Raw genomic sequence first — 14,636 nt, 5'->3', positions numbered from 1 at the left:
GCATAGGATACATGGAGAAAGTCCGGGGAGGTTTCGTAATGGACAGGGCAATTATAATTGGCGCATTTGAATTTTTAGGATTTCATTTTTGCCAAACCTTGCTCGAGGAAGGCTATGAGGTCGTTGGTGTTCACAATAGCAAAAATGAGGAAATAGATTTTCTTGAGCTAAAGCGGATGACAATTGGCAGAAATGCAAACTTTCAGGAAGAATCACTTGCCCAATGGCTGGGTGAGGGGGAAATTGATGAACAAACATTGGTTATTATTGATTATTATGATCTTTTCATAAGAAATGCACCAGACTTACCAGCTGTAAATAAACTTATGGATTTATTTTTTTCAAGGAATGAAGCAGCACTTAAACAAAATCATTCAAAAGTGGTATGGCTATTGCCCATTCAATGGCTGCTTCCAGAAAACAGGCTGGAGTTAAATCGGATAAAGACCTACAGCCATCGATATTTTCTGCCCTCGATATATGGCCCATGGCAGCCTGATGCTTTCTTGCTGCAGCAGGGGATTTCAAAAGATCATAGTCAGCTTACACTGAATAAGCGTGAATGGATAGACGATTGCCTTTATATTGATGATATTGTTGAAGAAATCTTAAACATGACAGAAAGACGGGAGATGGCATCCCTGATTTTAAGGAGCAGCATTGATAATCATTGGCAAAAATGTGCTGAATTTATATCTATTCCTGAAAAATTTATAAATATAAGGTTAAGCGATGAAGAGGCTGAATTTAAAAGCATTGAAAGAAAACAAGTCAAATGCAAATTGCCTATTAGTGAAGGAATTGAAAAGCAAATCAGGCATTACAGGCTTTTTATCAGTGCAAAATAGTTAGTATACCCATTTATTTCATGAAGCTCGCTTTATTTTATAAAAAAAACTTTTCAAATTTTGGCGGTTAAGGGTAGAATGAAAATAGCCGGGTGTTTACTTCTAAATTCGAAAGATATTGGAAATAGATAAACGAATGCGGCTTTTGTTTGGAGGCGGATCAAAAGGATGCATAAAGTAGTTATACCTTTTGGGATTCTATTCTGCCTGCTTTTCTTGGTCTCTTGTGGACAAGCAATTTCTACGGGAAAGCTGGAAAAGGTTGGCTTGCTCGTGCCAGATACGGTCAATGATCAGGTATGGGGAACAAAAGGCTATAAGGGAATGCTAAAAATTCAATCCCACCATAAGGTTGAAGTATATTATAAAGAAGGAATGAATTCTCAGTCAATAGTTGAGCGGGCAGTGAAGGAATTTGATCAAAAAGGTGTAAATATCATTTTCGGCCATGGAAATGAGTATGCAGAATACTTTAATCATATCTCAAAGGATTACCCTGATATTCATTTTGTCAGTTTTAATGGCGATGCCAAAAATTCAAATACTACGAGCCTTAATTTTGAAGCCTATGCGATGGGATTTTTCGGCGGTATGATTGCTGGGCATATGACGAAATCTGACACAGTCGGGATCATTGCAGCGTATGAATGGCAGCCTGAAATTGAAGGCTTCTATGAAGGTGCAAATTTTCAAAACAAAGAGGCAAATGTATTAATCGAATATACCGGCAATTGGGACGATGATAAAAAAGCAATTGAACTGCTGGATAAAATGCTTGATAAGGGGGCAGATGTTGTTTATCCTGCAGGAGATGGCTATAATGTCCCGGTCATTGAAAGGGTAAAAGAAAGAGGAAAATATGCGATAGGGTATATTTCAGATCAGTCCGACCTGGGGCAATCAGCTGTTTTAACAAGTACAGTCCAGCATGTGGATATGCTTTATGAATTGGTAGCTGAATGGTTTAACGAAGGAAAATTAGAATCAGGGAATCTATGGTTTGATTTTCAGGATGATGTTATTTCTTTAGGAAAGTTCAGTTCTGATATTGATCAAGAATATATTACATACATAAATAAGGCAATAGAAGAGTATAAGAAGACTGGAAAACTTCCTAATCACAATTAAAACAATGGAGGCAAAAAAATGCAGCAATCAGAAAAAACAATGGAATTCTTGCAAATTGCAATGAAATACTTGCCGGAAGCAAAGGAACAGCTGGAAAAGTCAGGAGTTGAATTATCTTTGGACATGATTCAGCCATTTATGGAGCTTTTCACAAAGGTAATGTCTGAAGCCTATGAAATGGGTAAAGCGGATGCAAAGAACGAATAAAGGAGAGTGAAGGCTGCCCCTCAAAGGGGGCATTACCTTCACTCTTTTTTTATGAAATTCTGGATAAATGGACTGATCTTTTTGTACAGAGGCTTTAATTCGTTTGCTGTTTTCATCAGGGTATCTGCATGCTCCATTAATTCAGCCCAATTCACATTTCCAAGATCCATCTTATTGCCATTGGCGGAATGTTGGTCTCTCTGCACATGATCCGGCCTTTTGCCAAAAAGCCAATCCTCCTGTGTGCCATGATGGTGATCTGATCCAAGTTCATCAATTCCTTCAAATGCCTCTTGGTCTTGCCAATGGTGATTTTGTTCATTTTCATGCACATGGCCGCTTCCCCAGCCAAACATCAAATCGCTAAATCGATCACTCTTGGGATAATGGTCTTTTTTATCTTCCAATGATAATCTCCCTCCCTTTTACCTATCTGTAATAATTTATGAATCCGCCGCCAATATGGTATGGACTCATAAACAGATTGCTTATATATAGAACCTTGTATGAAATGGTTGCTAACTAATATAGTTATTTGTTAAAATTAGTACCAAGTCATAATATTTGATAATAATGTATAAGAATAAATGAAAATATTTATCCATATGAGTAAAGAAAGGGAGTTGGACCCTATGAATGCTGGAATCCTTGGAATTGGCAGATATTTGCCTGAAAAAATCCTTACTAATGCTGACCTGGAAAAAATGGTTGAGACATCTGACGAATGGATTAAGTCCAGAACAGGAATTGAACAGAGAAGAATAGCTGATGATAATATTAATACATCAGATATGGCTTATGAAGCGGCAAAACTGGCAATAACGAATGCTAATATAACTGCAGAGGAAATAGATTTAATATTAGTAGCAACAGTTACACCAGATCATCCTTTCCCGTCTGTCGCCTGCATGCTTCAAGAACGGCTTGGTGCTTGTAATGCAGCTGCAATGGATGTTAGCGCAGCCTGTGCCGGTTTCATGTATGGCATGATTACAGCCAAACAATTTATCGAAACAGGAACATACAAGCATGTCCTTGTTGTCGGGGTTGAAAAGCTATCAAAAATAACCGATTGGACCGATCGGAATACAGCTGTGTTATTCGGAGACGGAGCTGGTGCAGCTATTTTAGGGCAAGTATCTGAGGGTAGAGGAATCCTCTCTTTCGAGCTTGGAGCAGACGGTACTGGCGCAAAGCATCTTTACCAGGATGAATATATTATGATGAATGGCCGGGAAGTATTTAAGTTTGCTGTACGGCAAATGGGAGAAAGCAGTGTACATGTACTGGAAAAAGCCGGTCTTAACAAAGAAGATGTGGACCTTCTAATCCCGCATCAGGCAAATATTCGAATCATGGAAGCTTCCAGACAGCGTCTTGAACTTCCTGAAGAAAAAATGACAAAAACCGTTCATAAATACGGGAATACCTCATCTGCCTCCATTCCAATGGCCCTTTACGAAGAGTGGGAAAATGGAAAAGTTAAAGATGATGATTTAATCGTCATGGTTGGATTTGGCGGCGGTCTTACATGGGGTGCCATTGCTTTAAGATGGGGAAGATAACGGTTTTATAGTATAATCGAATCTTATTGATTGAGGCGGAAGGGGAAGTGCCCTTCACTGCAATCAAAAAGTGTATAAACTCCCTTTTAGCTGAAATGGATTGAAGGAGATGAATAGAGTGGATAAAAGAAGAGTTGTTGTTACAGGAATCGGTGCCGTAACACCTGTCGGAAATGACGCTGAAACATCATGGAAAAATATCCTTGAAGGTGTATCTGGCGTTGGTCCATTAACAAGGGTGAATGCGGATGAATATCCAGCAAAGGTAGCAGCAGAAGTTAAAGATTTTAATATAGAAGATTTTATTGAAAAGAAAGATGCTAGAAAAATGGATCGGTTTACCCATTATGCGGTAGCGGCTTCCTTAATGGCAGTAAAAGATGCTAATCTTGAAATTACTGATGAAAATGCACCACGTGTTGGGGTTTGGATTGGTTCAGGAATCGGCGGAATGGAAACGTTCGAAAATCAGTTTGAAACTTTTTTAAACCGTGGCTATAGAAGGGTCAGTCCTTTCTTCGTACCTATGATGATTCCAGATATGGCAACGGGCCAGGTTTCTATTACCCTGGGAGCAAAGGGCTTTAACTCATGTACTGTTACTGCTTGTGCGACAGGTACCAACTCCATTGGGGATGCTTTCAAAGTTATACAGCGCGGCGATGCTGATGTTATGGTAACAGGCGGAGCTGAGGCACCAATTACAAGGATGTCTGTTGCTGGTTTCTGCGCAAATACAGCATTATCAACAAACCCGGATCCAAAGACAGCAAGCCGTCCGTTTGATAAAAACCGTGATGGTTTTGTCATTGGCGAAGGAGCAGGAATTGTTGTTCTTGAAGAATTGGAGCATGCACTTGCACGCGGTGCGAAAATTTATGCTGAAATTGTCGGATATGGTGCAACAGGCGATGCTTACCATATTACCGCACCGGCACCAGCTGGAGAAGGCGGAGCAAGAGCGATGAAAATGGCGGTCAATGACGCTGGCCTAAAACCAGAGGAAATCGATTATATTAATGCCCACGGTACCAGCACAGATTATAATGACAAATTCGAAACCTTTGCTATTAAAGAAGTTTTTGGCGACCATGCCTATAATTTAGCCGTAAGCTCAACAAAGTCGATGACAGGCCATCTTCTTGGAGCAGCGGGTGGGGTTGAAGCTATCTTTACTGTATTATCCATTAAGGACGGAATCATGCCTCCAACCATTAATTATGAAACACCGGATCCAGAATGTGATCTTGATTATGTAACCAACAAAGCCAGACAGAAAGAAATTAGTGCTGCTATGAGCAACTCCCTTGGATTTGGCGGACATAACGCAACCATTGTGTTTAAAAAATATAAATAATCATTACATTAGGAGCTGTCTAAGATCAGCTCCTTTTTGATTATTAGCAAATGCTCACCTCAAACATAAAATGATTCTTGAGGTGATTCATTTGGGGATTATTAGAACAGATGGGTGGCTGGACGAGGACTATACAGCACCATTAAAAATCTGCACGAGGCTTTCAGATAAGTTCGAGAAAGAGGATCCTAGAAAGATATATGAATATTTGCTCCAATTTGGCATGTACGAGCCAAATCGCCAAACCCTAAAGAACTTTGAACAATTAAAAGACCGCCGTTATTGGGAGAAAGCCGAAAGTATATTTAAAAAATATAAAAAAAAATGGAATGGCCCCGATATCCCTATCTATATTTTTCCTCTTGCAGCAAAGACGACATTTTTTCGGAGTGCCCAGCCTGCAAAAGCCGGTGTAGCATTCAAGGATAAGCTTTTCCTATTTCTTACGCCACTTGATGATGAAAAAGAACTGGAGGCTCTCATGATCCATGAATATCATCATACCTGCCGGTTAAATAAGCAAAATAATAGACTAAAGGAATTTACGCTATTGGATTCCGTTATTCTTGAGGGCCTGGCTGAACATGCAGTTGAGGAAATCTTAGGTGAAAATTATATAGCCAGCTGGTGTAATTATTATTCAAGTGAAGAGGTGTCCTATTTTTGGCGGAAATTTATTAAGCCTAACCTCCAGGTAAAAAAAGAACACCCATTGCATGATGAAATCTTATACGGCAGAAAGGGATTCCCGGTAATGGCAGGATATTCAGCAGGCTATAATATTATTTCTAAATACAAAAGCAAAAGGAAATTCAACATTGAGGAAAGTTTTAATATGGAAGCTGATTCCTTTTTAAAAATATTTCAAAATAACATCAAGGCTGAGTGATCATTGCTCAGCCATTGTTTGTTTTTTTATCAAACATCCGACCTCATCGCATTTATTATAAAAAAATTGAATATTTTAAAAACTCCTTGAATTCACAACCTTCATGTAATAATATACAGTTAAATAATCAAAATTTTCCAAAAGAGTGAATATCTATAAATAGTACCCCATCTTATATCATTCGACAATTTTCTTAAAATAATAGATTTGTTTCCAGTGATCAGATATATTAATAAATCTTCAGACGGAGGGCGTTATGACAGCACTATTGGAACTAAAAAATTTAAAGACCCATTTTAAGAGAAAGAAAACAACCATTCCTGCTGTTGATGGTGTTGATTTAGTCATTAGAAAAGGGGAGACTGTTGCACTAGTTGGAGAATCCGGTTCTGGAAAAAGCATAACTTCATTATCTATTATGCGCTTAATACCAACTCCTCCAGGGGAGATTGTTGATGGAGAAATTCTCTTTGACGGGCTTGATTTAGCCAAGCTTTCTGAAGATGAGATGTGCAAAATTCGCGGCAACGAAATATCAATGATTTTCCAGGAGCCGATGACATCATTAAACCCAGTGATGACAATTGGCGAGCAAATTATGGAGGTACTTATCTACCATCAAAAAGTATCAAAACGAGCGGCTAGAAAGAAAGCAGAAGAAATGCTTGAATTAGTAGGTTTTTCGCGTGCTAAAGCTCTTATTGATGAATATCCGCACCGTCTGTCTGGCGGGATGAGGCAAAGGGTGATGATCGCCATGGCAATGAGCTGTAACCCAAAGCTTCTCATTGCAGACGAGCCGACCACAGCCCTCGATGTAACCATACAGGCACAAATTCTGGATCTAATGAAAAACCTAAGCAATAAGTATAATACATCGATTTTAATTATAACCCACGACCTCGGTGTTGTTTCAGAGATTGCAGACCGTGTGGTGGTTTTATATTGCGGACAAGTAGTTGAAGAAGCCGCTGCAGCTGATTTGTTTGATGAGCCACTGCATCCATATACTGTTGGATTAATGGGGTCCATTCCATCACTTGATAGTGATGGGGATCGCCTTTACTCAATAGAAGGGACTGTCCCGCCTCCCGAGCACTTTCCGCAAGGGTGTCGATTTGCCCCTAGGTGTCCGCATGCATTTGACCGCTGCAGAATAGAGAATCCGGACTTAATCTCAGTAAAGGCTGCGCGTTCCGTTCGCTGCTTTTTACATGATAAGGGGGGAACAGCCAAATGAATCCGGCATCAGCTAAAGTGATAAAGGGTGGTAATTTAATTGAAAACTATGAATATATTTTACAAATAAATGACCTTAAGAAGCATTTTCCGGTTAAAGCAGGTTTTCTTCAGCGGACAATAGGATCTGTAAAAGCTGTAGACGGCCTGACTTTTCATGTAAAAAAAGGAGAAACCCTCGGAATTGTCGGAGAATCCGGGTGCGGCAAATCAACAGCAGGACGAACGATTATCAGACTCTATGAACCTACTAGCGGGGAAATCATTTTTAAGGGAAAAAACATAGCCCATATGAATGAAAATGAGCTTCGCCGCTCAATTAGACGTGACATTCAAATGGTTTTTCAGGATCCCTATGCTTCCCTGAACCCGCGGAAAACCCTTAAATCCATCATCAGCGAGCCAATGATTACCCACCAAATGTACAGTCAAAGGGAAAGAAAGGAAAAACTAGAGGATCTGCTGGAAAAGGTGGGACTAAATCCACTATTTTTGACAAGATACCCGCATGAATTTTCTGGCGGACAGAGACAGAGAATTGGAATTGCCCGTGCCCTTGCTGTCAATCCTGATTTAATTATTGCTGATGAGCCTGTATCAGCTCTTGATGTATCTATACAGGCGCAAATCATCAATCTCATGAAAGACCTGCAGGAAGAATTGGGTTTAACCTATGTATTTATTTCACATGATTTAAGTGTTATTCGCCATATCAGTGATCGGGTCAGTGTCATGTACTTAGGTAAAATCATGGAATTTGCAGGGAAGAGCGATTTATTTGATCAGCCACTTCACCCATACACACAGGCACTGCTTTCGGCTGTGCCCGTCCCTAAGAAAAAGGGAATAAAGCCGAGGGATAGGATTATCTTAAAGGGGGATCTGCCAAGCCCGGCAAACCCTCCGGCAGGCTGTGTGTTCCATACGAGATGCCCGGCAGCAACCCAGATATGCAGTGAACTCATCCCTGAATATAAAGAGATTAAAAAAGATCATTTTGTTGCCTGCCATTTATATTAAGAAAAGAGCCCTATAGTTCTATTAATTTTTTGCTGAAAAAGGGGCTGTCTCAAAGTAAGGGGTGAACATCCTGATGAGGCAGCCCCTTCGAATAAAAATTTTTGAAGGGGGGCGTTGCATCGCAAATAAATAAGGCAATGACAAGAAAGTTAATAAAATTTTTCATGATAGGAAGAAGGGGGAATTTGAATGAAAAAAACGGCATGGTCGCTGATTAGCTTATTGCTTGTACTGTCCATGTTCCTTGCTGCATGCTCGGGAGGACAGCAGACTTCTCAAGAGCCTGCAGAAGAAGAAAAGCCAAACGAAACGCAAAAAGAGGAACCAAAAAATGAAGGACCTGTTCAAGGCGGCGACTTAGTAGTTGGTTCAACAGGTTCACCAACTATGATTAACACACTCTATTCAAATGATGCTTCGAGCTCCGATATTGAAATGATGATATTTGATAGTTTAATGGGATCAGACCTTGAATTCAATCCTGTTACTGATGGCGGATTAGCTGAAACCTTTGAAGCTTCAGAGGATGGAAAAGAATTCACCATAAAAATTGTTGAAAATGCGAAATTTCATGATGGGGAGCCATTAGACGCAGATGATGTTGTTTTTACATACAACATTCCTCTAAGCCCAGATTATGATGGCCCACGTAAATCTTATTTTGAAAATATCGAAAAGGTTGAGAAAATTGACCAATATACTGTTAAGTTTACATTAAAACAGGTTGATGCCCAATTTCCTGTTGTAAGCCTTGGTTTCGGTATTTTGCCTGAGCATATCTTAGGTGATGTGCCGATTGCTGACCTTGGAGAACATGAATTTAATACGAAAAATCCGATTGGTTCTGGTCCGTTTAAGTTTGAGGAGTGGAAAGATGGCGAGTATGTGAAGGTCGTTGCTAATGAAGAATACTGGGATGGCCGTCCATATTTGGATTCTGTAACATATAAAATTGTTCCAGATGCAAACGCAATCTTAGCACAGCTCCAAGCTGGAGACATTGATTATTATGCAGGCATCGCACAGCCGGATGTGCCAACTGTAGAAGGCTTTGCAGATTCTGTAGGTCTTCGCCTAGAATCAGGTCTAGCTCTTTCTTATACGTTCCTGGGATTCAACCAAAGAATAGAAAAATTTAAAGACAAAAAGGTCCGTCAGGCTATCACCCATGCAATTGACCGTGAAGCGATTGTTGAGCACGTAATGGCAGGGCTTGGCGAAGTCGCTCATGTTCCTGAAAGCCCATTAAGCTGGGCATATAATCCAGATGTGCCTAAATTTGAATATGACCCCGAAAAAGCAAAGCAAATGTTAGCAGAAGCTGGCTGGAAACCAGGTCCTGATGGCATTTTAGTTAAAGATGGAGAAAGATTCTCTGTTGAAGTGAAAACAAACCAAGGAAATAAGGTTCGCGAAGATATTGTTGTCATCCTTCAGCAGCAATTGAAAGAAGTAGGCATTGAAATTAAACCGCAAATTGTTGAATTTAGTGCGTTAATTGCTGATATTGACCCAGGCGTATGGAATTTTGAAGGAATTGTTCTTGGCTGGAGCTTAGGAATTGATCCAGATCCAAGCGGTATTTTCCATACGAAGGAAATTGAAAAAGGTCTAAACTTTACCGGGTATTCAAACCCTGAAATTGATGTGTTAATGGACCAGCAGCTTCAAGAGCTTGATAAAGAAAAACGTAAGCAAATGATCGGCGAGATTCAAGCAGCACTTGCAGAAGATCAAGCCTATACATTCCTGTATTATCCGAAAGAATTCCGTGCCCTTCCTAAGAATTTAGAAGGTTACGAGTTCCATCCGAAAGATCAAATGTACCATATTAACAGATGGTGGCTAAAACCTGAATAATAAATTAGTAATCTAGAAAAGTAAGGGGAAAATACCCTTTCCCTTACTTTTTTTATCCCTGAAAACTCTACTTGGCCTTTAGGGCTATGTATTAGAATAAACTATTTGAGAGGGAGAAAAGGCGATGGTCACATATATTATTCGGCGAACATTAATGGCTATTCCCTTGTTATTTGGAATTACCATCCTATCCTTTGCAATTGTTCAGGCAGCTCCGGGCGGACCAACATCCCTGCTCATGGACCCAAGCATGAAACCGCAAGACCGTGTAAAGTTTGAAGAAAAATATGGGTTAAATGATCCTGTCCATGTTCAATATGTCAAATGGCTTGGCAATATGGTTCAAGGTGATTTCGGAAACTCTTTAATAAAAAGGGGAGTTCCGGTCAGTGAATTAATTATGAACAGGCTTCCTAATACATTATTGCTAATGATTTCATCCACACTCCTGGCAGCATGCATCGCTATCCCGTTTGGCATCTATTCTGCGATGCGACCCTATTCGAAACTCGATTACTCTGTTACTGTTACTTCTTTTCTCGGGATTGCGATGCCTAACTTTTGGTTTGGATTAATTCTTATCATGGTTTTCGCAGTTCATTTCGGGTGGTTTCCAACAGGCGGTGTGGCAACACTTAACGCACCATTTAGCCTTTGGGACCGAATTCACCATTTGATCATGCCGGCGATTGTCCTGGCAACGGCCGATATGGCGGCTCTTACCCGGTACACAAGATCCTCCATGCTTGATGTGCTGAAGCAGGACTATATCCGCACAGCAATGTCAAAAGGATTTAAAGAAAAAAAGGTTGTGCTGAAGCATGGTTTGCGAAATGGAATGATTCCTATCATTACGTTGTTTGGCCTTATGCTTCCTTCCTTTATCGGCGGAGCAGCCATCACGGAAAAAATATTTTCGTGGCCAGGAATTGGTTCGCTGTTTATTGATTCAGCCTTCCAGCGGGATTACCCAGTCATAATGGCATTAACGGTCATATCCGCTGTCATGGTTGTAATAGGAAATCTAATAGCTGATATCTTATACGCGATTTTTGACCCGCGTATCGAATATTAGGGAGGGGGCAAGTCAATGTCACAGATCAATGTGAAAGTATCTCAGGATGATCTTCAGCTCGACCCCCGGTTAAATTCAAAAGCAGATACATTAACTAAGATATTTTTTAGGAAGTTTATGAAAAATAAACTGGCTGTTATTGGTTCCATCGTTTTATTTATCATAATTGTTATGTGCGGTTTAGCGCCGATCATAGCACCATATCCGTTTGAACAGATGAGTTTATTGGACAAGCTGAAAGCCCCGAACAGCGATTACTGGCTTGGAACCGATCGATATGGAAGGGATATCTTCACTCGCCTTCTTTTTGGAGGAAGAATATCGTTGCTAGTGGGATTTGCATCTGTTGCCGGGGCAATATTAATTGGTGTGACTGTTGGTGCTATTGCGGGTTATTATGGCGGTATTGTTGATGCTATATTAATGCGTTTTGTTGATGTAGTCATCTCGATTCCAAGTTTCTTCTTATTGATTACGATTGTCACTATTTTTGATCCAAGTGTCGGAAATCTTATTCTTGTATTTGCTTTAACTAGCTGGACAAGTACAGCGCGGATTGTCAGAGGGGAGTTTTTAAGCCTTAGGTCAAGGGAATTTGTCCTCGCCTCCAAAACGATAGGGACAAAATCATATAAAATTATTTTTGGGCATATATTGCCAAATGCAATGGGACCCATTATTGTAACAGCAACCTTATTAGTTGGGTCGGTTATTTTAGCAGAGGCTGCTCTAAGTTATTTTGGATTAGGAATTTCACCCCCTACACCAACCTGGGGAAATATGCTTGAAGATGCGCAAAACTATACCGTTATGTTAACAGCTCCCTGGTATCCTTTCTTCCCAGGATTATTAATTCTCATTACTGTATTGTGTTTTAACTTTATAGGTGATGGTCTTCGTGATGCGCTTGATCCTAAATCTGTTGACTAACAAATGATAGGCAAGTGTCTGCCTGGCTGCTGGCTAATCGAGCTTGACAATCTCAAAGCTGTAAATGAGACATTCATATGTGTTTGAGTGACCTTTGCTATTGGCAAAGGTTTTTCATTTTCCTTTGAATGCTATTGGAGTTTCTCATTGTAAAAATAGGAATAATTTTACTTGCCACTGCCCATACTGAGTGACAAACAGTTTGTTAGAAGTGGGGGTAAAAAAATGTTATATCTTCATGACGTATGGGTAAATTGGTTTGAAGGCGAAGAGAATGGATACAATGTTTGCCACTTTCATGAATGGCGCAAGGATGATGGAGTAGAACTGCTGGATCAAGTACCGTTATTAAAAATTGAACCTATCCTATTTGATTACATTGAAAATGACCTGTCAGAACTGCCGCAGCAGCTTTTGGATGATATCTATCAAAAGGCATATCTTAGAAGAAATCACGAACGTGTGCAATTGGATTATTGCTTTGTTGTTTCTGATGGATCTGGAATTATGGCAATTGACACTATCGGATACAATATTCCGATTAGAAAAAGCAGGCTTATCCCCAGACAAGAACAGCTCGCATTTGAAATGCTGGAAAACCAAGAGGCAATTAAATATGAATTTAATGACCAAAGAGCTATGAAGGATTTTCATATCCTGTCGCCATCACCTCAATTAATGGGAGGATTAACAAGAAAAGAAAGGCAATTAAAACAGCTAATGTTCATGGCCCTTGACCAGCTTTATTCTTCCAAAAATGTAGCTGAAGTACGCTATTGGTACACAGAATGGAGCCCGGAAAATTATAAAGATATACAGCAGATGGAATTCGAAGATGCATGGCTAAAGCTTTATGAAGAGAGTAAATATGGATGGACAAGCAAGCATGAGCACTTCTGCGAAAATCTAATAAAAGGTCAGCCGTTTTTTGAAAAGCTTTGGGAAATGGAGCATGGGCCAAAGGTCAATTAAAGGAGCGGAAATGCTCCTTTTTTTAGTTGTTTAAGATACAGGATGTTAAATCTTAAAGTTGATTCTAACTGCTAAGTTGATTGGAACGGAAGGCGCGTAGACATCTGGGGATCAGCGTTGAAGCGAGACCCCGCAGGAGCGCAAGCTGTGAGGAGGCTCGCAAAACGCACCCCCGGAAAGCGAAGCGCCTGGAGAGGAAATCAACGGCCAATTTTACAGAAGCAAATAAAAAATCTACCACCATTGTGATAGATTTTTTTAATATTATCTGCGTTTTCTTCCAAGGCCCATGGCATTTTCCATCTTTTTAAGCATTTTATTAGCAACCTTTTGAGCTTTTTCAGCTCCTAGATCAAGGGTTTCGTCCAGCTTGCTTGATTCCATAAGATGAAAGTATTTTTCCTGAATCGGCTGTATTTCTTTAACAACAACCTCAGCCAAGTCAGTTTTGAATTCCCCGTACCCTTTTCCGTCATACATTCTCTCCAGTTCAGAGATCTCTTTTCCAGAAAAAATGGAGTAAATCGAAAGCAGGTTTGAAACACCGGGCTTATTCTCTTTATCAAATTTTACAATACCTTCGGAATCAGTTACAGCACTTTTAATATTTTTCTCGATTTGTTTAGGATCATCAAGAAGCTTAATGGATGCTTTTTTATTTGGATCGGATTTGCTCATTTTTTTCGTTGGTTCCTGAAGGGACATGACTCTGGCACCAACCTTTGGAATACTTGCCTCAGGAAGGGTGAAGATTTCATTATATTTCTTATTAAATCTTTCGGCCAAATCACGGGTTAATTCGATATGCTGTTTTTGATCCTCGCCAACTGGTACAAGATCTGCATTATATAAAAGGATATCTGCAGCCATTAATGGGGGATAGGTCAGCAATGACGCAGATACAGCTTCCTTCCCTGCAGACTTATCCTTGAATTGAGTCATTCTTTCAAGTTCGCCAATATAGGAAATGCATTGCATAATCCATCCGGCTTGAGCATGAGCCGGCACCTCAGACTGAATAAATAGTGTTGCTTTTTCAGGGTCAATGCCAACTGCTAAGTATAGGGCAGCTAAACTGCGAATGTTTTTCCTTAGTTCCAATCGGTCCTGCGGAACGGTTATGGCATGCTGATCCACAATACAGAAGTAGCAATTATACTCGTTCTGAAGCTCCACAAATTGCTTTAGGGCACCCAGGTAATTGCCAAGAGTAATCATACCGCTTGGCTGGATGCCTGAGAATATTGTTTTCATTTTTCTTCCTCCTTTTAAGCTCAGCTTGGCCATGACTTATAGGTTAGAATGGCGGAATAATTATATGTTATGTATAAAGAACAAAAAGGACCATCCATCCCCATAAACATAGGGACGAATGGTCCGTGTTGCCACCCTAATTACTCATTACTTTTGAGTCACTTTAGCTCCAGGTAAACAGCCTGGAATCCTCTGTAACGTGAGGAACGGAACGTGCAGGTCAAATGTGAGAACCGCCGAATGCAGGCTCAAAAGTCCATTCTACTTACCGTGTTGCTTGTTTGCACCAGCC

Annotated in this window: 14 protein-coding genes and 1 other annotated feature (1 of these 15 running past the window's edge); of the genes, 12 read left to right on the top strand and 2 right to left on the bottom strand. The window is 40.2% G+C overall.

The genetic code is table 11. The features are described 5' to 3' along the window. Window positions 1-38: 38 nt before the first annotated feature. From AC1Q59_RS18895 to AC1Q59_RS18885, 3 genes are all read left to right on the top strand, one after another. Complete coding sequence (locus AC1Q59_RS18895) at window positions 39-848, top strand: Rossmann-fold NAD(P)-binding domain-containing protein (protein ID WP_492367418.1); 810 nt, start codon at window positions 39-41, stop codon at window positions 846-848. 168 nt (window positions 849-1,016) lie between these two features. Further along, window positions 1,017-1,976, top strand: a complete 960-nt coding sequence (locus tag AC1Q59_RS18890) for a BMP family ABC transporter substrate-binding protein (RefSeq protein WP_492367417.1) — start codon at window positions 1,017-1,019, stop codon at window positions 1,974-1,976. An 18-nt stretch (window positions 1,977-1,994) separates the two neighbouring features. Continuing rightward, entirely contained in the window at window positions 1,995-2,183 is a 189-nt protein-coding gene (locus tag AC1Q59_RS18885) for a ComZ family protein (RefSeq protein WP_492367416.1), read from the top strand. Between the two features lie 38 nt (window positions 2,184-2,221). Here the strand turns inward: AC1Q59_RS18885 and AC1Q59_RS18880 are convergent, their stop codons facing one another. Beyond that, a complete protein-coding gene (locus AC1Q59_RS18880; protein WP_492367415.1) occupies window positions 2,222-2,590 on the bottom strand; it encodes a hypothetical protein in 369 nt (122 codons plus the stop codon). Window positions 2,591-2,815: 225 nt separating this feature from the next. On the opposite strand from AC1Q59_RS18880, the gene AC1Q59_RS18875 reads away from it, so the two are divergent. The 9 genes from AC1Q59_RS18875 to AC1Q59_RS18835 all read left to right on the top strand — a co-directional run bounded on the left by AC1Q59_RS18875 (window position 2,816) and on the right by AC1Q59_RS18835 (window position 13,090). After that, window positions 2,816-3,748, top strand: coding sequence for a beta-ketoacyl-ACP synthase III (locus AC1Q59_RS18875; protein WP_492367414.1), 933 nt, complete (start codon window positions 2,816-2,818; stop codon window positions 3,746-3,748). Window positions 3,749-3,866: 118 nt separating this feature from the next. Then, the gene (gene fabF / locus AC1Q59_RS18870; protein WP_492367413.1) at window positions 3,867-5,105 is read left to right on the top strand and encodes a beta-ketoacyl-ACP synthase II; all 1,239 of its coding nucleotides are present in this window, start codon (window positions 3,867-3,869) and stop codon (window positions 5,103-5,105) included. Between the two features lie 91 nt (window positions 5,106-5,196). Next, window positions 5,197-5,994 (top strand): DUF2268 domain-containing putative Zn-dependent protease, encoded by a 798-nt coding sequence (locus tag AC1Q59_RS18865; protein ID WP_492367412.1) that lies wholly within the window; start codon window positions 5,197-5,199, stop codon window positions 5,992-5,994. Between the two features lie 256 nt (window positions 5,995-6,250). Then, window positions 6,251-7,234, top strand: a complete 984-nt coding sequence (locus AC1Q59_RS18860; RefSeq protein ID WP_492367411.1) for an ABC transporter ATP-binding protein — start codon at window positions 6,251-6,253, stop codon at window positions 7,232-7,234. Then, on the top strand, window positions 7,231-8,253 hold the full coding sequence (locus AC1Q59_RS18855) for an ABC transporter ATP-binding protein (RefSeq protein ID WP_492367410.1): 1,023 nt from the start codon (window positions 7,231-7,233) through the stop codon (window positions 8,251-8,253). The genes AC1Q59_RS18860 and AC1Q59_RS18855 overlap by 4 nt, the downstream gene beginning before the upstream one ends. Window positions 8,254-8,442: 189 nt before the next feature. Then, window positions 8,443-10,113: a peptide-binding protein gene (locus tag AC1Q59_RS18850; RefSeq protein ID WP_492367409.1), complete on the top strand. Its 1,671-nt coding sequence runs from the start codon at window positions 8,443-8,445 to the stop codon at window positions 10,111-10,113. 124 nt (window positions 10,114-10,237) lie between these two features. Then, window positions 10,238-11,188: an ABC transporter permease gene (locus AC1Q59_RS18845; RefSeq protein WP_492367408.1), complete on the top strand. Its 951-nt coding sequence runs from the start codon at window positions 10,238-10,240 to the stop codon at window positions 11,186-11,188. Window positions 11,189-11,203: 15 nt separating this feature from the next. Next, window positions 11,204-12,118 (top strand): oligopeptide ABC transporter permease, encoded by a 915-nt coding sequence (gene opp4C / locus AC1Q59_RS18840; protein WP_492367407.1) that lies wholly within the window; start codon window positions 11,204-11,206, stop codon window positions 12,116-12,118. Window positions 12,119-12,343: 225 nt separating this feature from the next. After that, entirely contained in the window at window positions 12,344-13,090 is a 747-nt protein-coding gene (locus tag AC1Q59_RS18835; RefSeq protein ID WP_492367406.1) for a YjbA family protein, read from the top strand. Window positions 13,091-13,354: 264 nt separating this feature from the next. Here AC1Q59_RS18835 and trpS read toward each other — a convergent pair whose 3' ends face one another. Then, window positions 13,355-14,344, bottom strand: coding sequence for a tryptophan--tRNA ligase (gene trpS, locus AC1Q59_RS18830; RefSeq protein WP_492367405.1), 990 nt, complete (start codon window positions 14,342-14,344; stop codon window positions 13,355-13,357). Between the two features lie 107 nt (window positions 14,345-14,451). Then, window positions 14,452-14,636, bottom strand: a binding site (T-box leader); it runs 55 nt beyond the window's last position.

It is taken from the genome of Cytobacillus sp. MT66, assembly GCF_058792595.1.
This window is presented reverse-complemented; position numbering and strand designations above follow the sequence as displayed.